The organism is Nocardia yunnanensis (assembly GCF_003626895.1).
Taxonomy (GTDB): domain Bacteria; phylum Actinomycetota; class Actinomycetes; order Mycobacteriales; family Mycobacteriaceae; genus Nocardia; species Nocardia yunnanensis.
The window spans coordinates 3,487,161-3,507,063 of sequence record NZ_CP032568.1 but is presented as its reverse complement, the minus strand read 5'-3'; the positions used below and the strand labels follow the sequence as shown (position 1 = coordinate 3,507,063).

Annotated in this window: 19 protein-coding genes and 2 tRNA genes; 8 read left to right on the top strand and 13 right to left on the bottom strand. The window is 67.7% G+C overall.

All coding sequences use genetic code 11. The features are described from left to right. Positions 1–189: 189 nt before the first annotated feature. The 3 genes from cofC (at position 190) to D7D52_RS16255 (ending at position 4,132) form a co-directional block, all read left to right on the top strand. Positions 190–903, top strand: coding sequence for a 2-phospho-L-lactate guanylyltransferase (cofC, locus tag D7D52_RS16265; RefSeq protein WP_246023891.1), 714 nt, complete (start codon positions 190–192; stop codon positions 901–903). Positions 904–965: 62 nt separating this feature from the next. Further along, on the top strand, positions 966–3,170 hold the full coding sequence (locus D7D52_RS16260; protein ID WP_120737398.1) for an RNA degradosome polyphosphate kinase: 2,205 nt from the start codon (positions 966–968) through the stop codon (positions 3,168–3,170). Further along, positions 3,167–4,132, top strand: coding sequence for an NUDIX hydrolase (locus D7D52_RS16255; protein ID WP_120737396.1), 966 nt, complete (start codon positions 3,167–3,169; stop codon positions 4,130–4,132). The genes D7D52_RS16260 and D7D52_RS16255 overlap by 4 nt, the downstream gene beginning before the upstream one ends. Before the next feature lie 289 nt (positions 4,133–4,421). Here D7D52_RS16255 and D7D52_RS16250 read toward each other — a convergent pair whose 3' ends face one another. The 3 genes from D7D52_RS16250 to leuC form a co-directional block, all read right to left on the bottom strand. Next, on the bottom strand, positions 4,422–5,060 hold the full coding sequence (locus tag D7D52_RS16250; RefSeq protein ID WP_120737394.1) for an HU family DNA-binding protein: 639 nt from the start codon (positions 5,058–5,060) through the stop codon (positions 4,422–4,424). Positions 5,061–5,216: 156 nt separating this feature from the next. Then, entirely contained in the window at positions 5,217–5,825 is a 609-nt protein-coding gene (gene leuD / locus D7D52_RS16245) for a 3-isopropylmalate dehydratase small subunit (RefSeq protein ID WP_120737392.1), read from the bottom strand. A 57-nt stretch (positions 5,826–5,882) separates the two neighbouring features. Then, on the bottom strand, positions 5,883–7,307 hold the full coding sequence (leuC, locus tag D7D52_RS16240; RefSeq protein ID WP_120737390.1) for a 3-isopropylmalate dehydratase large subunit: 1,425 nt from the start codon (positions 7,305–7,307) through the stop codon (positions 5,883–5,885). A 116-nt stretch (positions 7,308–7,423) separates the two neighbouring features. Here leuC and D7D52_RS16235 point away from each other — a divergent pair, with 116 nt between their 5' ends. Next, positions 7,424–8,125 carry an IclR family transcriptional regulator gene (locus D7D52_RS16235; protein WP_120737388.1) on the top strand — a complete coding sequence of 234 codons (702 nt, stop codon included), beginning with the start codon at positions 7,424–7,426 and terminating at the stop codon, positions 8,123–8,125. A 142-nt stretch (positions 8,126–8,267) separates the two neighbouring features. Beyond that, positions 8,268–8,768: a PPOX class F420-dependent oxidoreductase gene (locus tag D7D52_RS16230; RefSeq protein WP_120737386.1), complete on the top strand. Its 501-nt coding sequence runs from the start codon at positions 8,268–8,270 to the stop codon at positions 8,766–8,768. 71 nt (positions 8,769–8,839) lie between these two features. Here D7D52_RS16230 and D7D52_RS16225 read toward each other — a convergent pair. The 4 genes from D7D52_RS16225 to D7D52_RS16210 all read right to left on the bottom strand — a co-directional run bounded on the left by D7D52_RS16225 (position 8,840) and on the right by D7D52_RS16210 (position 11,453). Next, positions 8,840–8,912 (bottom strand) — tRNA-Glu (locus D7D52_RS16225). A gap of 66 nt (positions 8,913–8,978) precedes the next feature. Beyond that, a tRNA-Gln gene (locus D7D52_RS16220) sits at positions 8,979–9,050 on the bottom strand. A gap of 134 nt (positions 9,051–9,184) precedes the next feature. Then, entirely contained in the window at positions 9,185–10,651 is a 1,467-nt protein-coding gene (gene gltX, locus D7D52_RS16215) for a glutamate--tRNA ligase (protein WP_120737384.1), read from the bottom strand. Positions 10,652–10,679: 28 nt separating this feature from the next. After that, entirely contained in the window at positions 10,680–11,453 is a 774-nt protein-coding gene (locus tag D7D52_RS16210; protein WP_120737382.1) for a fumarylacetoacetate hydrolase family protein, read from the bottom strand. 327 nt (positions 11,454–11,780) lie between these two features. On the opposite strand from D7D52_RS16210, the gene D7D52_RS16205 reads away from it, so the two are divergent. Next, entirely contained in the window at positions 11,781–12,983 is a 1,203-nt protein-coding gene (locus D7D52_RS16205) for an MFS transporter (protein ID WP_120737380.1), read from the top strand. 287 nt (positions 12,984–13,270) lie between these two features. Here D7D52_RS16205 and D7D52_RS16200 read toward each other — a convergent pair whose 3' ends face one another. Further along, positions 13,271–14,278: a 3-isopropylmalate dehydrogenase gene (locus D7D52_RS16200; RefSeq protein WP_120744159.1), complete on the bottom strand. Its 1,008-nt coding sequence runs from the start codon at positions 14,276–14,278 to the stop codon at positions 13,271–13,273. Between the two features lie 150 nt (positions 14,279–14,428). Further along, entirely contained in the window at positions 14,429–14,740 is a 312-nt protein-coding gene (locus D7D52_RS16195; RefSeq protein WP_120737378.1) for a hypothetical protein, read from the bottom strand. Between the two features lie 59 nt (positions 14,741–14,799). On the opposite strand from D7D52_RS16195, the gene D7D52_RS16190 reads away from it, so the two are divergent. Further along, positions 14,800–15,042, top strand: coding sequence for a hypothetical protein (locus tag D7D52_RS16190; RefSeq protein ID WP_120737376.1), 243 nt, complete (start codon positions 14,800–14,802; stop codon positions 15,040–15,042). A gap of 38 nt (positions 15,043–15,080) precedes the next feature. Continuing rightward, positions 15,081–15,323, top strand: coding sequence for a hypothetical protein (locus D7D52_RS16185; protein ID WP_120737374.1), 243 nt, complete (start codon positions 15,081–15,083; stop codon positions 15,321–15,323). Positions 15,324–15,392: 69 nt separating this feature from the next. Here the strand turns inward: D7D52_RS16185 and serA are convergent, their stop codons facing one another. The 4 genes from serA to D7D52_RS16165 form a co-directional block, all read right to left on the bottom strand. Then, positions 15,393–16,991: a phosphoglycerate dehydrogenase gene (gene serA, locus D7D52_RS16180; protein WP_120737372.1), complete on the bottom strand. Its 1,599-nt coding sequence runs from the start codon at positions 16,989–16,991 to the stop codon at positions 15,393–15,395. Positions 16,992–17,238: 247 nt separating this feature from the next. Continuing rightward, positions 17,239–17,640 carry a globin domain-containing protein gene (locus tag D7D52_RS16175; protein ID WP_162958344.1) on the bottom strand — a complete coding sequence of 134 codons (402 nt, stop codon included), beginning with the start codon at positions 17,638–17,640 and terminating at the stop codon, positions 17,239–17,241. 53 nt (positions 17,641–17,693) lie between these two features. Continuing rightward, positions 17,694–18,419 carry a DivIVA domain-containing protein gene (locus tag D7D52_RS16170; protein WP_120737368.1) on the bottom strand — a complete coding sequence of 242 codons (726 nt, stop codon included), beginning with the start codon at positions 18,417–18,419 and terminating at the stop codon, positions 17,694–17,696. After that, positions 18,410–19,588 carry a globin domain-containing protein gene (locus D7D52_RS16165; protein ID WP_120737366.1) on the bottom strand — a complete coding sequence of 393 codons (1,179 nt, stop codon included), beginning with the start codon at positions 19,586–19,588 and terminating at the stop codon, positions 18,410–18,412. The genes D7D52_RS16170 and D7D52_RS16165 overlap by 10 nt, the downstream gene beginning before the upstream one ends. Between the last annotated feature and the right edge of the window lie 315 nt (positions 19,589–19,903).

The following is a 19,903-nucleotide window of genomic DNA, read 5'->3' as shown; positions in this document are numbered from 1 at the left end:
GATCACGCGCCCTTCACTATCGAGTGGGAAGATTCGGACATGTTCGCGCCTGGGCGTCGTTCCACTCATCGGTTCGCGGCCCGTCTCGGTTCTGGACTGACGGAGCGGGGGAGCGAAGCGGAGGAGCGGAGGAGGGAAGAACCGAGACTTCGGGGGCCGCGAACAGCCCGGAGCGGAGCGGAGGGCAAATTGGACACAGTGCACGCGGTGATCGCGGTGAAGAGTCTCGGACTCGCCAAGAGCAGGCTGTCCGATCGGCTCCCTGCGCACGATCGACCGCGGTTGGTGCTGGCGATGCTGGCCGATACGGTGACGGCGGCGGTCGCGACACGGGGGATCGCGTCGGTGACCGTGGTGACGCCGGATCCCACGGTTTCGGCGTTGGTGCGCGATCTCGGTGCGCGCGTGCATCCCGAACCGGAAGCCGTTCCCGCGCATATCAGCGGTCTCAATGCCGCGCTGTCGGCGGGCGCGGCCGCCGTGCGCCACGCACACGGCCCGGTGGATCTGCTTGCCCTGCAAGCGGATCTGCCCGCATTGCGCGCGGCCGAACTGTGCGACATGCTCACGAGTACCCGGCACCGCCGCTCGGTGGTCGCCGACCACGAGGGCAGCGGCACCGTCGCCCTGCTGGTGCGCGGCAACGCGGTCGACACCCGCGATTCCGCGCTCAATCCGCTTTTCGGTCCGGACTCCGCGCGCCGCCATATCGCCGACGGCGCCGTGGAATTGCTGGGCGACTGGCCCGGCCTGCGGCAGGACGTCGACACCGCCGCGGATCTCGAGCGCGCCGCCGCGCTCGGAGTCGGGAAGGCCACCGGCGCGCTACTGCATGAACTCGGCGTGTCGCGGGCGTGTCAAGCAACCGACAATATACGTCGAGCCGACTCCTCACTGTGCTGACGCGGCGTGATCTGCGCTGCAATGAACGGTGTCAGTTCGGCACCCGGCCCGCGACATAAGGAATGATCGTGAGAGTGAGCGATACGGACACCGTCAAGCAACCGCCGCTGCTACCGGCGGCGCCGCCCGCGGCAACCCCTCCGCCCACCGCCGCCACCCCACTCCCCGCGGATCGCTACGTCAACCGCGAACTGAGCTGGCTGGATTTCAATGCCCGGGTGCTGGCGCTGGCCGAGGACCATTCCCAGCCCTTGCTGGAGCGGGCCAAATTCCTCGCCATTTTCTCGTCGAATCTGGACGAGTTCTACATGGTGCGGGTCGCCGGGCTCAAGCGCCGCGCCGAAACCGGTCTGTCGGTGCGCTCGGCGGACGGCCTGTCGCCCAGCGAGCAACTCGAGATGATCGCCGCGCGCACCCAGGATCTCGCCGAGCGCCACGCCCGCGTCTTCCTCGACCAGGTGCTGCCCGCCATGACCGCCGAGGGCATCGAGATCATCCGGTGGAGCGATCTCGACGACACCGAAAAGCAGCGCCTGTCCGGATATTTCCAGGATCAGGTCTTCCCGGTGCTGACCCCGCTGGCCGTCGATCCGGCGCACCCGTTCCCCTACATCAGCGGCCTGAGTCTCAATCTCGCCGTGACGGTGAAGGATTCGGTGACCGGCGGCGAGCACTTCGCCCGAGTCAAGGTGCCCGACAACGTCGATCGCTTCGTGCGGGTGCGGCGGACCGTGCCCGGCAGCGCCGGTTCGGGCCGGGATTCGGCCGGCATGCCGAGCTCCTCGGTCGCCGCGTTCCTGCCGATGGAGGAGCTGATCGCCGCGCACCTCGATCAGCTGTTCCCGGGAATGGAAGTGGTGGAACAGCATTCGTTCCGCATCACCCGCAACGCCGACCTGGAGGTCGAGGAGGACCGCGACGAGGATCTGCTGCAGGCCCTCGAACGCGAACTCGCCCGCCGCCGCTTCGGATCCCCGGTGCGCCTGGAAGTCTCCGACGATATGACCGAGCACATGCTCGATCTGCTGCTGCGCGAACTCGACGTCGACCCCGCCGACGTCATCCAGGTGCCCGGCCTGCTGGACCTGTCGTGCCTGTGGCAGGTCTACGGCGTGGACCGGCCCAACCTCAAAGACGCCCCCTACGTCCCCGCCACCCCGCCCGCCTTCGGCGAACGCGAAACGCCCCGAAACGTTTTCGCCGCGCTGCGCGAGGGCGACGTGCTGGTGCACCACCCCTACGACTCCTTCTCCACGAGCGTGCAGCGGTTCATCGAACAGGCCGCCGCCGACCCGCAGGTGCTGGCCATCAAGCAGACCCTGTACCGCACCTCCGGCGACTCCCCCATCGTCAACGCCCTCATCGACGCCGCGGAGGCCGGCAAGCAGGTGGTGGCGCTGGTGGAGGTGAAGGCCCGCTTCGACGAGCAGGCCAACATCAAATGGGCACGCGCGCTGGAGCAGGCGGGCGTGCACGTGGTCTACGGCCTGGTCGGGCTCAAGACGCACTGCAAGACCTGCCTGGTGGTGCGCCGCGAGGGCGCCACCATCCGTCGCTACTGTCACATCGGCACCGGCAATTACAACCCCAAGACCGCGCGGCTGTACGAGGACGTCGGATTGCTCACGGCCGCACCGGAGATCGGCGCGGACCTCACCGACCTGTTCAACTCGCTGACCGGCTACTCGCGAAAGGCCAACTACCGCAACCTGCTGGTCGCCCCGATCGGCGTGCGGGCCGGGATCATCGAGCGCATCGAGCGCGAGATCGAGCTCGCCGCCGAGGGCGAAACTGCGCGAATCCGGCTGAAGGCCAACGCCATCGTCGACGAACAGGTGATCGACGCGCTCTACCGCGCCTCCCAAGCCGGCGTGCCGGTGGAGATCGTGGTGCGCGGCATCTGCGGGCTGCGCCCCGGCGTGCCCGGCCTCAGCGACAATATCGAGGTGCGCTCGATTCTCGGCCGCTACCTGGAACATTCGCGGATCCTGCACTTCCAGGCGCAGGACGAATACTGGATCGGCTCGGCCGACATGATGCACCGCAACCTCGACCGCCGCGTGGAAGTGCTGGCGCAGGTCAAGGATCCGAAGCTCACCGAGCGGCTGGGCATCGTGTTCGACTCCGCCATGAACCCCGCCACCCGCTGCTGGGTGCTGCGCCCCGACGGCAGCTGGCAGGCCCAGCCCGACTCCGACACCCCCGGCGAACAGATTCGCGACCATCAGGAGTACCTCATGCGGCTGCGACGGCCGGACCGCCAGTGAGCCAGACCGCGGGCGATCCCGCCGCCGAATACACCGACCCTCCGGTCAAAGCCAATATTCTCGCCGCCGGCGCCGTGCTGTGGCGGCACGCGCCCGACGACCCCGAGACCATCGAGATCGCGCTGGTGCACCGCCCCAAATACGACGACTGGTCGCTGCCCAAGGGCAAGCTGGATCCCGGTGAGACGCCGGTGATCACGACCGTGCGCGAGGTCGCCGAGGAAACCGGCCTGAATTCGCGCCTGGGGCGCTATCTGGGCCACGTGACGTATCCGGTGACCGGGCATCGCAAGCTCAAGCGGGTGGACTATTGGGCCGCCCGCATCGTCGACGGGGCGTTCGAAGCCAATCCGGAAGTCGATGTGCTGGACTGGCGTCGGCTCGACACCGTTATGGACGCGCTGTCGTATCCGATGGACCGCACCATCGTGCGCAACTTCCTGCGCCAGCCCGCCGACACCGCCACCCTGCTGCTGGTGCGGCACGCCAAGGCCGGTCGCAGCGACCGGTACGCCGGCGACGACGACTCCCGCCCGCTCGAAAAGGCCGGTCGCGCACAGGCTCGCGAGCTGGTGCCCAATCTGCTGGCCTTCGGCGCGGCCGAAATCGTCTCCGCCCCACCGGCGCGCTGTGTCCAAACCGTGACCCCGCTCGCCGAAAAGCTGGGCGTGGACGTCGAACTCGAACCGCTGTTCTCCGAATCCGGGTACGACGCCGCGCCCGACGCCGCCCGCAAACGCCTGCGCGACCTGGTTTCCGCGGCCAGCGTGCGGGTGATCTCCAGTCAGGGCAAGGTGATTCCGGATCTGCTGGAGGCCCTGGCCGCCGAGGACGGAGTCAGCCTGCCACCGGCGCGCAACCGCAAGGGCAGCGTCTGGGTGCTGTCGTTCCACCGCGGGCGTCTGGTCGCCGCCGACCACCTCGACCGCCACTTGACCCCGACGGATCTGCCCCGCAGCTGAGGCCCCACCTCGTCATTCCGGCATGCTTTTGGCCGGAATCCAACGCTGCGGGTGTGGATCCCGGCCAAGAACACGCCGGGATGACGAAAGCGGCCGAGAACCCTTGGAACACGGGCGTACCGGTCGCCACGCGGTCGAATCCGCCCCGCTCATAAGGTGATTGCGCCCCACCCGTCCGGCGATCGCGCCCCGCACCCGACCCCGAATATGCGAAACGGCCCGGCGATGCCGGGCCGTCTCACATGTCGTCCTGCTCGAAAACCCCCGTCAGCGACGGGTTCAGGCCTGCTTACCGGCGAGCGGTGCGCTTGGCCGCGGTCTTCTTGGCGGGCGCCTTCTTGGCCGTCTTCTTGGCGGTGGCCTTGGTGGCCGAGGCCTTGGCCGGAGCCTTCTTGGCGGCCGTGGTCTTCTTGGCCGTGGTGGCCTTCGCCGGGGTCTTCTTGGCGACCGTCTTCTTCGCCGCCGTCTTCTTGGCGGTGGCCTTCTTGGCGGGCGCCTTCGACGCGGCCTTCTTGGCGGTGGTCTTGGCCGGCGCCTTGGTGGCGGCCTTCTTCGCCGTCTTCTTGGCGGTGGTCTTCTTCGCACCCGCCTTGCCCGAAACCGGGGCGGCCACACCGCGCTTCACGGCCGGGCCGCTCGAAGCGATCTTCTGCTTGCCGGCGATGATCGCCTTGAACTGAGCACCGGGACGGAAGGCCGGCACCGAAGTGGGCTTCACCTTGACGGTTTCGCCGGTGCGCGGGTTACGAGCAACCCGGGCAGCGCGCTTGCGCTGTTCGAAGACACCGAATCCCGTGATGGTGACGCTCTGACCTTTGTTCACAGCACGCACGATCGTATCGACCATCTGCTCGACTGCAGCAGTAGCGGTGCGCCTGTCAGTACCCAACTTCTCGGTCAGAACATCGATCAGTTCCGCCTTGTTCATTGAATCCTCCGCAGACTAATGGCCCGTCGTCGGACCGACTAGGTACCACGGTAAACCCTTTCCGGGCAAGAGTCTATGTGCCACGCGGAAATACATGACGCATGGCACACGCTCAGCTACCTGGTTTCAGGGTGTTCAGCTAACGCCCATCAATGATTACGTCTGCGAAATACGGGCCGGAATGGTTGCGGGTTTCCAAGTCGGCCTTGCGTTTTCGAACTGGCTGATCTCGTCACTGTGCCGGAGAGTCAGGCCGATGTCGTCCAGCCCTTCGAGCAGCCGCCACCGCGTGTAGTCGTCAATATCGAACGGCAACACGACCGTTCCGGCCGCCACGGTGCGCGCCTCGAGGTCGGTCGTCAATTCCAAACCCGGCTGTTCCTCGAGCAACTTCCAGAGCAATTCCACATCGCTCTGCGCCATCCGAGCCGTCAGAAGCCCGTCCTTACCGGCGTTCCCGCGGAAGATGTCGGCGAAGCGGGACGAGATCACCACCCGGAACCCGTAGTCCTTCAGCGCCCAAACGGCGTGCTCACGTGAGGATCCGGTACCGAAATCCGGACCAGCGACCAGCACACTACCGCGCTTGTAGGGCTCGGTGTTCAGAATGAAGTGCGGATCCGTTCGCCACGACGCGAACAGCCCATCCTCGAAACCCGTTCGGGTAACGCGCTTCAGATAGACGGCGGGGATGATCTGGTCGGTGTCGACATTGGATCGGCGGAACGGAACGCCGATCCCCTTGTGGACCTTGAAGGCTTCCATCGGTGATTCTCCTGAGTCTGTGGGGGCGGCGGCATCTGGGCCGCCGCTAGCGTGCGATCAGTTCAGATCCGCAGGTGAGGACAGGGTTCCGCGCACCGCGGTGGCCGCCGCGACCAGCGGCGAGACCAGGTGTGTGCGACCGCCCTTGCCCTGTCGCCCTTCGAAGTTGCGGTTCGAGGTGGAGGCGCAACGCTGACCGGGGGAAAGCTGATCGGGATTCATGCCCAGGCACATCGAGCACCCGGCCTGGCGCCATTCCGCGCCCGCGGCGGTGAAAATCTCGCCCAGACCCTCGTTTTCCGCCTGCAGCCGCACGCGCATCGACCCCGGCACGATCAGCATGCGCACGCCGTCGGCGACCTTGCGGCCCTTCAGCACGTCCGCGACCGCGCGCAGATCCTCGATCCGGCCATTGGTGCAGGAACCCACGAAAACGGTGTCCACGGTGACGTTCCGCAGCGGGGTGCCCGGCGTCAGGTCCATGTACTGCAGCGCCTTTTCGGCCGCCGCGCGCTCGTTCTCGTCGTGGATCTGCTCCGGGTCCGGGACCGATTCCCCCAGGGGCAGGCCCTGTCCCGGGTTGGTGCCCCAGGTGACGAACGGGGTCAGCGACGCCGCGTCGATGTGCACCTCGGCGTCGAATTCCGCGCCCTCGTCGGTCTTCAGGGCGTCCCAGGCGGCCACGGCGGCATCCCACTCCGCGCCCTCGGGGGCGTGCGGGCGGCCCTTGAGGAACTCGTAGGTGACCTCGTCGGGCGCGACCATGCCCGCGCGGGCGCCGGCCTCGATCGACATGTTGCACATGGTCATCCGGGCCTCCATGGACATGGAGCGCACCGCCTCGCCGCGGTACTCGAGCACATAGCCCTGGCCGCCGCCGGTGCCGATCTGCGCGATGACCGCCAGGATGACGTCCTTGGAGGTGACGCCCTCGGGCAGCTGCCCGTCGATATTGATGGCCATGGTCTTGAACGGGCGCAACGACAAAGTCTGCGTCGCCAGCACGTGTTCCACCTCGGAGGTGCCGATGCCCATGGCGATCGCGCCGAACGCGCCGTGGGTGGAGGTGTGCGAATCACCGCACACCACCGTGGTTCCCGGCTGGGTCAGACCCAGCTGCGGGCCCACCACGTGCACGATGCCCTGATCGAGATCGCCCATCGGGTGCAGGCGAATACCGAACTCCTCGCAGTTCTTCCGCAGGGTCTCGACCTGCGTGCGCGACACCGGATCGGCGATCGGCTTGTCGATGTCGATCGTGGGGACATTGTGGTCCTCGGTGGCGATGGTGAGATCCGGGCGGCGCACCGGACGGCCCGCGGCGCGGAGGCCGTCGAACGCCTGCGGGCTCGTGACCTCGTGCACCAGGTGCAGGTCGATGTAGATGAGGTCGGGCTGGCGGTTGTCGCCCTCGCCTTCGCCGCGGACGACGACGTGCTGATCCCAGACCTTCTCCGCCAGAGTGCGTGGCCGGTCGGCCATATCTCCATCACCTCTCGATAGACAATCCCGCGCCCGGGCTGGTGACGCGGACTTCGCGTCCGAGTTGGAAGGAGCCGGTTTGCATTTCCCAACATGCGAGACGCTAATATCGTTCTATGAGACAGCATAGCGGTATCGGTGTTCTGGACAAAGCCATGGCCGTCCTGCACGCCGTAGCCGAGCAACCCTGCGGCCTCAACGAGTTGTGCGCCCGCACCGGCCTGCCCCGCGCCACCGCGCATCGCCTGGCCGTGGGCCTGGAGACCCATCGCATGCTGGCCCGCGACAGCCAGGGGCTGTGGCGGCCCGGCCCGGCCCTGTCGGAACTGGCGACGACCGCCAGCGATCCCCTGCTCGACGCCGCGGCCACCATCCTGCCGCGCCTGCGTGAGATCACCGGCGAGAGCGTCCAGCTCTACCGCCGCGACGGCAACGCGCGGGTCTGCGTGGCCGCCATGGAACCCGCCGCGGGCCTGCGTGACACCGTGCCCATCGGCGCCCGCATGCCGCTGACCGCGGGTTCGGCCGCCAAAGTCCTGCTGGCCTGGGCCGATCCGGAGTTGCAGCGCACGGTCCTACCCGAGGCGGTCTTCGGTGAGCGCGCGCTGGCCGAGGTCCGCCGGCGCGGGTGGGCGCAGAGCGCGGCCGAGCGCGCGGCCGGGGTGGCCAGCGTGTCCGCCCCGGTGCGCGACGCGGCCGGCGGTGTGATCGCGGCCGTCTCGGTCTCCGGACCCATCGACCGCATGGGCCGCCGCCCGGGCGCGCGCTGGGCCGCCGATCTGGTGGCCGCCGCCGACGCCCTGCACAAGCGCCTCTGAGCGACTTTGCCGCCCCCGGGTAACCCACGGGGTGGCCACAACCGTCACGACAGCCCCAGCGGCCGCACAGCCGCCGCTGGGGCTTTTCGCTGTCGCACGGCCGCTGTGACCCGGCTCATACGCCGTAAATTACAGTCGGCCCATGGGAGTTAATCAACGCGCGCAGATCGTGATGTCGGATGCCGAGATCGTGGATTTCATCGAGCGCAGCCGCATCGCCACCATGGCCACCCTCGGCGCTTCGGGCGCACCGCACCTGGTCGCCATGTGGTACGCGGTGATCGACGGCGAGATCTGGTTCGAGACCAAGGCCAAGGCCCAGAAGACGGTGAATCTGCGTCGTGATCCGCGCATCACCGTGATGCTCGAGGCCGGCGACACCTACGACCAGTTGCGCGGCATTTCCCTCGAGGGCCACGCCGAGATCGTCGAGGATCCCGAGGCGCTGTTCCGGGTGGGAATCAGCGTGTGGGAGCGCTACACCGGGCCCTACAGCGCAGAGGCCAAACCGTTCGTGGAGGCCATGTTGAACAAGCGGGTGGCCGTGCGCGTGGTGCCCGAACGCGTGCGCAGCTGGGATCACCGCAAACTCGGCTTGCCCGCCATGCCCAAGGGCGGCACCACCGCCGCGGCGTTGGACTAGTCGAACCGCGAAACTCGCGTGCGAACACAAAAGCGAAGGCCCCCAGCCAATGGCTGGGGGCCTTCGCGTTGTAGTCCCGACGGGATTTGAACCCGCGCTACCGCCTTGAGAGGGCGGCGTCCTAGGCCGCTAGACGACGGGACCAGGAGGTGAGATTCCGGCGGCTCGAGCCACCGGAGCTTCTCGAATCGAGAACCGGAGTTCTCGCAGCTGGGGTACCAGGACTCGAACCTAGAATGGCTGAACCAGAATCAGCTGTGTTGCCAATTACACCATACCCCATTGACCTGGGCTTTCAGGTTCTCCCCGAGGGAAGTTCCCGACCGCTTTCCGGCCGAGAAGAAGATTAGCAGCAACCTACCGTAGATACACAAACCGGCTGGTCAGAGGCCGGTTTGTGCATCATTTCGGACGGCTCAGGCGAGCTCGGCGGCGGCCGCGCGCAGGCGTGCCATGGTGATCTCGCGGCCCAGCAGTTCCATCGACTCGTAGAGCGGCGGGCTGATATGGGATCCGGTCACCGCGACGCGCACGGGCGTGAACGCCTTCTTCGGCTTGAGACCCAGTTCCTCGATGAGCGCGCCCTTGAGCGCCTCCTCGAGCGCGGCCGGAGTCCATTCCGAAACGCCTTCCAGCGCTTTTACCGTGGCCTCCAGCACCGGGGCCGCTTCCGCATTCAGATTCTTCGCCTTCGCGGCGGGATCGACGGCGAACTCCGCGGGCGCGACGAACAGGAACTTCAGCAGATCCCAGGCATCGCCGAGAACCTTGATCCGGGTCTGCACGAGATCGGCCGCCGTTTCGAACAACCGCTCGTCGATCTCGGCGCCGATATGTCCGCGTGCGGTGAGGAACTCTCGCAGCCGGTGAGCAAAATCACCGGGGGTCAGCAGCCGAATATGTTCGGCGTTGAGCGCGTCCGCCTTCGCCTGATCGAAACGAGCTGGATTCGAATTCACTTTCGAAATATCGAAGGCTTCGACCATCTCCGCCATGGAGAAGACGTCATGATCATCCGCGATGCTCCAGCCGAGCAGCGCCAGATAATTCAGCAAACCCTCCGGAATGAAGCCGCGGTCGCGGTGATGGAAGAGATTCGACTCCGGATCCCGCTTGGACAACTTCTTGTTGCCCTGACCCATCACGAACGGCAGGTGCCCGAACTCCGGGGTGAACTCCGCGACGCCGATTCGTTTCAGCGACTCGTAGAGCGCCAGCTGCCGCGGGGTGGACGACAGCAAATCCTCGCCGCGCAATACGTGGGTGATCTTCATCATCGCGTCGTCGACCGGGTTGACCAGGGTATAGAGCGGATCCCCATTACCGCGGGTGAGCGCGAAATCGGGCACCACGCCCGCCCGGAAGGTGGTCTCCCCGCGCACCAGGTCGCGCCAGGTGAGGTCGGTGTCGGGCATGCGCAGCCGCACCACCGCGGGGCGGCCCTCGGCCTTGTAGGCGGCGATCTGCTCGGGGGTCAGGTCGCGGTCGAAGTTGTCGTAGCCGAGCTTGGGGTCGCGGCCGGCGGCCTTGTGCCGGGTCTCGACTTCCTCAGGCGTGGAGAAGGATTCGTAGGCCTCCCCCGCCGCCAGCAGGCGCTGCACCACGTCGAGGTGGATGTCACGCCGCTGCGACTGCCGGTACGGCCCGTAGGGGCCGCCGACCTCCGGGCCCTCGTCCCAGGTGAGGCCGAGCCAGCGCAGCGCGTCGAGGATGGCGGCGTAGGACTCCTCGGAATCGCGTGCGGCGTCGGTGTCTTCGATGCGGAAGACGAAGGTGCCGCCGTGATGGCGCGCGAAGGCCCAGTTGAACAGGGCGGTGCGGACCAGTCCCACATGCGGTGTGCCGGTGGGAGACGGGCAGAAACGTACCCGGACGTCGGTCATGGCTCTCTCTCGTTCAGGGTTGCCGCGTTCAGCGTTTGGCGGCAACGGGATTGGACAGGGTGCCGATTCCGGACACGGTCACCGACACGGTCTGGCCGGCCTGCAGCGGGCCGACGCCCTCGGGCGTGCCGGTGAGGATGACATCGCCGGGGAGCAAGGTCATTACGGTGGTGACCCACTCGATGAGCTTCGGAATATCGTGCAGCAGAAGTGAAGTGCGACTGCGCTGCTTTTCCACCCCGTCGACCTCGGTGACGATCTCCAGATCCGAAGGGTCCAGCGAGGTCTCGATCCACGGGCCGAGCGGGCAGAAGGTGTCGTAGCCCTTGGCGCGGGTCCACTGGCCGTCGTGGCGTTGCTGATCGCGGGCGGTGACGTCGTTGGCGACGGTGTAGCCCAGGATGACCTCGGCAGCCTTGGCGGCGGGCACGTCCTTGCAGGGGCGGCCGATCACGATGGCCAGCTCGCCCTCGTAGTCCACCTGAGAAGAGCTGGGCGGCAGGATGATCGGCGCGTTCGGGCTCTGGATCGAGGTGCTCGGCTTCATGAAGATGACCGGATCGGCGGGCGCGGGGCCGCCCATCTCCGCGGCGTGCGCGGCGTAGTTCTTGCCGATGCAGATCACCTTGCTGGCCAGAATCGGGGCCAGCAGGCGCACATCGGCGAGCGGCCAGCTGCGACCGGTGAAGGTCGGATTGCCGAACGGATGTTCGGCGATCTCGCGGACGACGGCGTCCGAACCGTCACCTTCGATGCTGACGAAAGCGACTCCATCTGGGCTGGCAACTCGACCTAGGCGCATGGTTGGCATCCTATCGACCGGCCTCGACCTGCCCGAACGCGCCCGACCGCGGGGCGGGACACGACGGCGCGGCGGCGCCGGGACACGGCCGCGACGCGGGTCCGGCGCGCGGTGGCATCCCTTCCCGCATCGGGTATCCCGAAATATGGAATGCGCTTATACGCAAGGCAACTCACCGCTCCCGAGTCGTGCCACAAGATCACCTATTGGGTGTGAGCAAACGGACAGCGGGCCCCGGAAGCCCGCACGCGTCCCAGGTGTACCGTTAGGCCCGATGTTCAAACAGTAAGACGCAAGTTCCACATAGTGAGATATGAGGTGAGGGTCATGACCACTGTGACACAGATCGGCACGCCACGACGGTGGAGCATGCTGGCCCTCGGAGTCTTCGCCCAGGCGTCGAGCGCGGTCATGACCAACGGCGCCCCCTTCCTGCTGCCCGCCCTGACCCAGCGCGGATTGTCGCTGGCCACGGCCGGTCTGCTGGTGGCCATGCCGCTGGCCGGGCTGTGCTGCACGCTGATCGCGTGGGGTTGGATCGTCGATCACGCGGGTGAGCGCGCCGCCCTGGTGGCCGGTCCCGCGATCATGTGCGCGGCGGGCGTCGCGGCGGCCACCGTCACGAACTACGTTGCGCTGGGGGCATTGCTGTTCCTGGCAGGAGCGGGCGCCGGCAGCACCAACGGCGCCAGCGGGCGGGTCATCGTGGGCTGGTTCCCGCCGAATCGCCGCGGGCTGGCCATGGGCATCCGGCAGACTGCGCAGCCGTTGGGCGTGGCCGTCGGGGCCATGACGATTCCGGCCGTCGCTGCGGCACACGGGTTCTCGACGGCCGTGCTGGTTCCGGCGATCATGGCGGGCGTGGCGGCGGTGGGCTGCCTGGCCGGGATCGTGGATCCGCCGCGGCCCGAATCCGCCCGGGGCGCAGGGCGTCCCGTGAATCCCTACCGTGGGGATTCGACGCTGTGGCGCATTCACGGCGTGTCGATTCTGCTGGTCGTGCCGCAGGCCACCATCTGGACGTTCGGGCTGCTGTGGCTGCACCGCGAGGTGGGCATGTCGCTGGCGGCGGCGGGCGCGGTGGTCACCGGCACCCAAATCCTGGGCGCGGCCGGGCGAATCGGCGCGGGCGTCTGGTCGGACAAGGTCGGCAGCCGGTTGGGGCCGCTGCGCACGGTGGCCATCGCGGCCGTTATCTCCATGGCCGCCTTGGCCGTAGCGGCGTGGGCTCATCAATGGTGGGCCGCCATCCCGATTCTGGTGGCGGCGTCGGTGATCACGGTGGCCGACAACGGCCTGGCGTTCACCGCGGTGGCCGAGATCGCGGGTCCGTTCTGGTCGGGTCGCGGGCTGGGCATCCAGAACACGGGCCAGAATCTGGCTTCGGCCGCGGTCGCCCCGGTCTTCGGCGCGTTGATCGCCGCCGCCGGGTTTCCGATCGTGTACGCGCTGGTAGCGCTGGTGGCGCTGGCCGCGGTGCCGCTGGTTCCGACGGGCTCAGTACCGTTGGCCGCCACCGGTTCCCGGTGATCTGCTGATTACCGGCAAATCAGGAAGAGCTGCGCCCGTTACGTTTTCGCATCCGAATGCATTAATGCGATATGTCTCACTGCCCCAGAAGGTTTCACGAAATGCCCTCTCAGGATGGCATTTCGAGACCGGGCCGGGAAACGGGCGAAGGGCGCGAATCGGTCGGATCTCGATCACCGAGCACTGGTACGAACCAGTGAATCACCTTGTCGGCGTCGATATTCGGCCACCGAGACGACCAAGCCCCCGTCCCCGCACTCGCGGGAACGGGGGCTTGACCGCAGGGCTTACAGCGAGGCGGCGATCCGATCACCGATCGCGACGGTGGAGGCGGCGCCCGAGCGCGACTCCAGATCCTTGGCGACGGCGGTCTCGATACGCGCGGCCTCCTCGGCCTTGCCGAGATGGTTCAGCAGCAGCGCCACCGACAGGATGGCCGCGGTCGGATCGGCCTTGGACTGACCGGCGATATCGGGGGCCGAACCGTGCACCGGCTCGAACATCGACGGGTTGACGCCCGAGGCGTCGATATTGCCGGAGGCGGCCAGGCCGATGCCACCGGAGACGGCGGCGGCCAGGTCGGTGATGATGTCGCCGAACAGATTGTCGGTGACGATCACGTCGAAACGGCCCGGATCGGTGACCATGTGAATGGTGGCGGCATCGATGTGCTGGTAGGCGGTTTCGATGTCCGGGTACTCCGCGCCGACCTCGGCGACCGTGCGCGACCACAGCGAACCGGCGTACGCCAGCACATTGTTCTTGTGCACGAGGGTCAGGTGCTTGCGGCGCTTGCGAGCGGTCTCGAAGGCGTAGCGCACCACGCGCTCGACACCGAAGCGGGTGTTGGTGGAGACCTCGGTGGCCACCTCGTGCGGGGTGTTGACGCGAATCGCGCCGCCGGTGCCGGTGTACGGGCCCTCGGTGCCCTCGCGCACCACCACGAAGTCGATGTCCGGATTGGCCGCCAGCGGGCTGGCGACGCCCGGGTACAGCTTGGACGGGCGCAGGTTCACGTGGTGATCCAGCTCGAAGCGGGTGCGCAGCAGCAGGCCGCGCTCGAGCAGACCGCTCTGCACCGACGGGTCGCCGATCGCGCCGAGCAGGATGGCGTCGTGCTGCTTGAGCTCGGGAATGACATTGTCCGGGAGGATCTCGCCGGTGGCATGGAACCGCTTGGCTCCCAGGTCGTATTCGGTCTTCTCGACGCCGGGCACCACCGCGTCGAGCACCTTGAGGGCCTCGGCGATGACCTCGGGACCGATGCCGTCGCCCGGAATGACAGCCAGTTTCATGAAATCCATGCTCCGTTCGATAACGCGCGGGTGATCCTCTCCGCGCTGGCAGGAGAGTCACCGGCCACCCTAGCGGGTACCCCGACAACCCCTTTCACCAGGGCGAATCCCTCCCAACCAGTGGGATTGCCGCCCGCCGCGACCGACGGCTCAGGGCAGGATCCCGGCCCGGCGGCACTCCTGGCGCACCTTGGCCGAGACGGCGTCGGTCCGTCCCGACACCGTCCGGCACCATCGCAGCGCCTGCTCACCGCACGCCCGCTGCTGCTGGCCGCCCATCGTCCCGGCGGATTGCACTGTGACGCAACCGTTCTCGGATCGTCCGTAGTCGGGCCGGTGATCCAGCAGCGCCCACGCCACCACCCCGGCCGCGAACAGCGTCACCACCACGGCCAGCCCGATCAACAGAGTGCGCCGCTCCCGCGCCCCGAGCGGCTCCGTGGGCGGCGACTTCCCGCGCATTCGTCAATAATCCGCGACAACGCGCCCGTTTCACCCGGTTTTCGCGCGAGAATCGAACCATGACAGGGTCGTATCCGCTCCACTCGACCGTTCACTGCGTCGTCACCGGGCATGCCGGCCACTGGGTTTCGGTCCGCACCGCCTCCGGCCGCTCCGGCACCATCGACTGCGATCTGCTGCACGACCGCTCCGGCCCCTGCCGAGCCGACGCCTGGCCGCGCATCGGCGACCGCCTCACCTGCACCGTCCTCGGCTACACCCGCAACGGCCTGATCCGCTTCGGCCTCCACGACCGCCCCTAGCTCACGCACCGCCCAACGGCGTCGGTAGCGTGCGGCGCATGTTCGACACTCTCCGACTCGAGCGCAAAGTCCAACGCCTGGAACGCAAGATCGATCTGATCATCGCGCACCTGGGCATCGAGGATCCGAGCAGCGCCATCGACTACACCGGAATCGACGATCTGCTCCAGCGCGGCAAGAAGATCCATGCCATCAAGCTCTATCGCGACCAGGACCCGTCCGCGAGTCTAGCCGAGGCGAAGGACGCGGTCGAAGCACGCGGCCGCGGCCTGAGTCGCTGACCTGTTCCCCTCGAACACGCAGGGCCCCTTCCACTTCGAGTGGAAGGGGCCCTTTTCGCTGTGGACGTGTCAGTCGAGGTTGACCTGGGCGACCTTCGAGGCGCCGACGGCCTCGGCGATGGCGGCCTGCACCTCGGCGGGGACCTCCTTGTTGACGCGCAGGATGACGGTGGCGCCGTCCTGGTCGAGGTCCTGGGTGAGCTGGGCGGCGAGGATGTCGATGCCGGCGTCGCCGAGCTTGGTGGCCAGGCGGCCCAGCTGACCCGGCTTGTCCTCGTAGTTGAGGACGGCCAGGTTGAGGCCCTCGGCGCGCATGTCGTAGTTGCGGCCGTTGATGTTGACGATCTTCTGCACCTGGTGCGGTTCGGTCAGGGTGCCGGCCACGTTCAGGGTGCGGCCGTCGCCGAACACGGCGCGCAGGTCGACCAGGCTGCGGTGGGTGGGGCTCTCCGACACGGTGGTGACGGTGGCCTCCAGGCCGCGATCCTTGGCCAGCGACGGGGCGTTGACGAAGGTGACCGAGTCCTCGATGAGAGCCGAGAACACGCCGCGCAGGGCCGAAAGCTCCAGCACCGCAACATCGTTGGCGGTCAGCTCGCCGCGCACCTGCACCTCGAGCGAGACCGGCAGCTCGTCGGCGAGCGCGCCCAGCAGCGCGCCCTGCTTGCGCACGATCTCCAGCCAGGGGGCGACCTCTTCGGTGACCGAACCACCGGTGACGTTCACCGCGCCGGGCACGAACTCGCCCGCCAGCGCGAGCTGCACCGACTTGGCGACATCGGTGCCCGCGCGATCCTGCGCCTCGGCGGTGGAAGCGCCCAGGTGCGGGGTCACCACGACCTGCGGCAGCTCGAACAGCGGGCTGTCGGTGGACGGTTCGGTCTCGAACACGTCGATGCCGGCGGCGCGCACGTGGCCGGAGGTGATGGCGTCGGCCAGGGCCTGCTCGTCGATCAGACCGCCGCGGGCGGCGTTGACGACGATGACGCCCTTCTTGGTCTTGGCCAGGGTCTCCTTGTTCAGCATGCCCTTGGTCTCAGGGGTCTTGGGCAGGTGAATGGAGATGAAGTCGGCGCGCTCGAGCACCTCGTCCAGGGTCAGCAGCTCGATGCCCAGCTGGGCGGCGCGGGCCGGCGAGGTGTAGGGGTCGTACGCGACGATCTTGGTCTCGAAAGCGGCGAGGCGCTGCGCGAACAGCTGGCCGATGCGGCCCAGGCCGATGACGCCGACGGTCTTGCCGAAGATCTCGACACCGTTGAACTTGCTGCGCTGCCAGGTGTGCTCGCGCAGGGTGGCGTCGGCGGCCGGGATCTGACGCGCGGCGGCCAGCAGCAGGGTGACCGCGTGCTCGGCGGCGGTGTGGATGTTGGAGGTCGGCGCGTTGACGACCATGACGCCGCGCTCAGTGGCCGCGGGCACGTCGACATTGTCGAGGCCGACGCCGGCACGGGCGACGATCTTCAGGTTCTTGCCGGCCTCGAGCACCTCGGCGTCGACGGTGGTGGCCGAACGCACCAGCAGCGCATCGGCTTCCGGCACGGCCGCGAGCAACTCGGGGCGGTTGGGGCCGTCGACCCAGCGGACCTCGACGCCGGAGCCCAGCGCGTCGACGGTCGACTGGGCGAGCTTGTCGGCGATCAGAACAACAGGACGGCCTGCTTGGCTCACGGTGGGGTACTCCTGGGGAAGGGATCCGGCGGTGCTGGATTCAGTGATTTACGGGCGTCAGCTTAGTGGGCTTGGATCCGCGAGGTTTTACCGCCTGGTAGGCAACTGCCATCAAAGCTGTGAACTGCGGGTTTCCGGACTCGTATATCTCGTACGGGCCGGTTGGTCGAGTTACTTCCGGGCAGCAGCTGGGTCCATGCAAAGAAGCCGATCCCGCGATCCGGGACCGGCTTCCCACGAGCACGACTCAGGCGGCGACGTCGGCCGACAGCATCAGATCCGCCACCGCGCCGTAGGCCGCGGTCCAGGTCTGCGCGAGTTCCGGCGTCCAGCCGTCACCCAGGAAGTGCTCGAGGGTGGCGAGCAGCGAGGCGCCCGCCACCGGATAGTGGTCGGCGACGACGCCGAGACGGGCGTGATGGGCGCCCAGCTGCTGCACGAAGGACGGATCCTCCGCCAGCGTCTGCACATTCGTGACGATCCGGGCCAGACCGGCCAGGAAGCGCTCGCGCTGCGGCGCCAGATCCTCGGCGAACATGCCCCGGACCTCCGGGTGCGCGGCGAACAGGTGATCGTAGAAGTACTCGACGGCCTCCGGGCCGATCGCGTCGACCTGCTGCCAACTCGACTGCAACGCTTCGATATTCACAGGGATGTCCCCCAATTCCGTTTCTCGCGTGGGCTGTTGCGATGAACCATGTCTCAGTTCTCCGCCGCGTGTTCCACACCCGCGACCGGTAGGCCCGACGGGAACGAATCACCGGGCAGCACACCGGCTCCCGGTAATGGCAGCAGTGCCAGCTTGTCGACCTCGACGTTCAGGGTCGAGATCATGGCTTGCAACTGCGTGCGCAGCAGTTCGGAGTAGGCGCGCAGCTGCTCGTGGCGCTGATCCTCCAGCTCCGGATCGAGATAGCCGCCGGCCCGGCTGGGGCCCGCGGAATCCCTTGCCCGCCGCAGCAATTCACGCTGCTGGGCGCGTGCGACCGACATCAGGTCGCGCGCATGTTGTTCGGCCTGTTCGATGATGGCGTCGGCGGAGAGCTGCGCGCGGTTGAGGACGCTGACGGCGCGGGCGCTGATGCCCAGCTCGTCCTGTTCGAGATCGTCCTGCAGCCGGGCGATCTCCCAGTGCGCATTGGCCAGCTGCTGCTGCAGCTCGGCCACCTCCCCGGCGGACGCCATGGTCTGCATCTGCATCTGCAGCGCCTCGCTCTTGGCGGCGAGCTGCATGTTCTCCCGTTGCAGCCGCGCCAGTTCCGAGGAGTTGCTGGTGAGCGTCAGGTTGCGGTTCTCGCGGGCGAGCCGGGTCATGGTGCCGCGCACCTGGTCGAGGAAGCGATCCACGTCCTCGGCGTCGTAGCCCTTGCGACCCAGCCGCGCGTTCTTGAAGCGGGCGGAACGAATGTCGTCGGGTTTCACATCCATTGGGCCACCTTGTTCATATCGCGCGGCTCGGCGCCGGTCGTACCGCGAGACTCGACGGCCTGGCCGAAGGTCTCGAATCTGATTGCGTGGCGCGGCATTCCGGCCGTGGTGAGCGCGGTGACGGTGGCGTTCACCATGGCGGGCGAGCCGCAGACCAGGGCGGTGGCGCCGAGCAGATCACGGCCGCGGGCGGCCACCGCGCCGACGGTGCCCTGCACCCCGTGGAAGCCCGGATCCTCCGACACCACCGGGGTATAGGAGAACCAGGGGTGCTCGGTGAGGGCGGTGAGCGCCTCGTGGTCGTAGAGATTCCACGAGGTCCGCACGCCGTGCAGCAGCTGTACGCGTGGGACCCGCGTGTGCTGCGCCTCCTGCGCGAAGCGGTCGACCAGGGCGCGCAGCGGCGCCAGACCCGATCCGCCCGCGATCAGCAGCAGGTTGTCCACGGCGTCGGACGGGATCTGGAAGGCGGTGCCGACCGGTGCGCCCAGCCGGATCTGGTCGCCGGGGCGGACCTGGCGGGCGAAAGTGGTGCTGACCTCCCCGCCGTCGACCACCTGAACGTGGAAATCGAAGGTGCCGTCGGGGCGCGGTGCGTTGGCGGGCGAGTAGTAGCGCCACAACCGCGGCCGCTGCGGAATCTCCACCGCCATCGACTGTCCGGGCGCGTACGGGTAGGTCAGATGCGGGCGCACGGTGTGCACGGTGACGTCGATGCTGCGCCGCTCGGTGGCGACGATCTCGGCGTCCCACCAGGCCGGGGTGCTGGACGACGCATCCGCGGCGGCGATCATGATGTCGGCCACCGCGTAGTAGGCGGCGGTCCAGGTCTGGGCCAGCTCATCGGTCCAGCGCGGGCCGAGGAAGTGCGCGAGGGTGGCCAGCAGGGAGGCGCCGGCGGCCGGGTAGTGCGCGCCGACCGCGCCGAAGCGGCGATGGTCGCGGCCCAGCTGGGCGACGAATTCCGGGTCGGCGGCCAAGGTTTCGACATTGCTGACGATGCGGCCGAGGGCGGCGAAGAACTTCTCGCGCTGCCCGGTCATCCGGATCGGGAACATCTCGCGCACCTCGGGGTGGGCGAGGAACAGATGCGCGTAGAAGTACTGGACGGCCTCGTCGCCGACACGTTCGACCAACCGCCAGCTGCTGTGCAGGGCCTCGACGTTCATGTGGACACCACCACTCCGACACTCCCTCTGAACACGGCCATGTCCGCATCATCAGTGCGGGTGAGTCATGGACGACTGTCCGGATACGGCAAACATAGGGCATTGCCGTGGGGGTGTCTAAACGAAAGAGCGGCGACGATTTCGGGCTAACGTCGAGTTAATTGCGCGTCCGGTGTGGGGGTTTTCGAGGCCATGAGACCCCGGTCACAGATAGGCTCTCGAATAGCCGAAAGCCCGGCGTCGGAGCTACGGAGTCCGAGGCCGGGCTTTCGAAAGTCGACTATTCGACGTCAGCCAGTTATCAGCGGCCGAAAG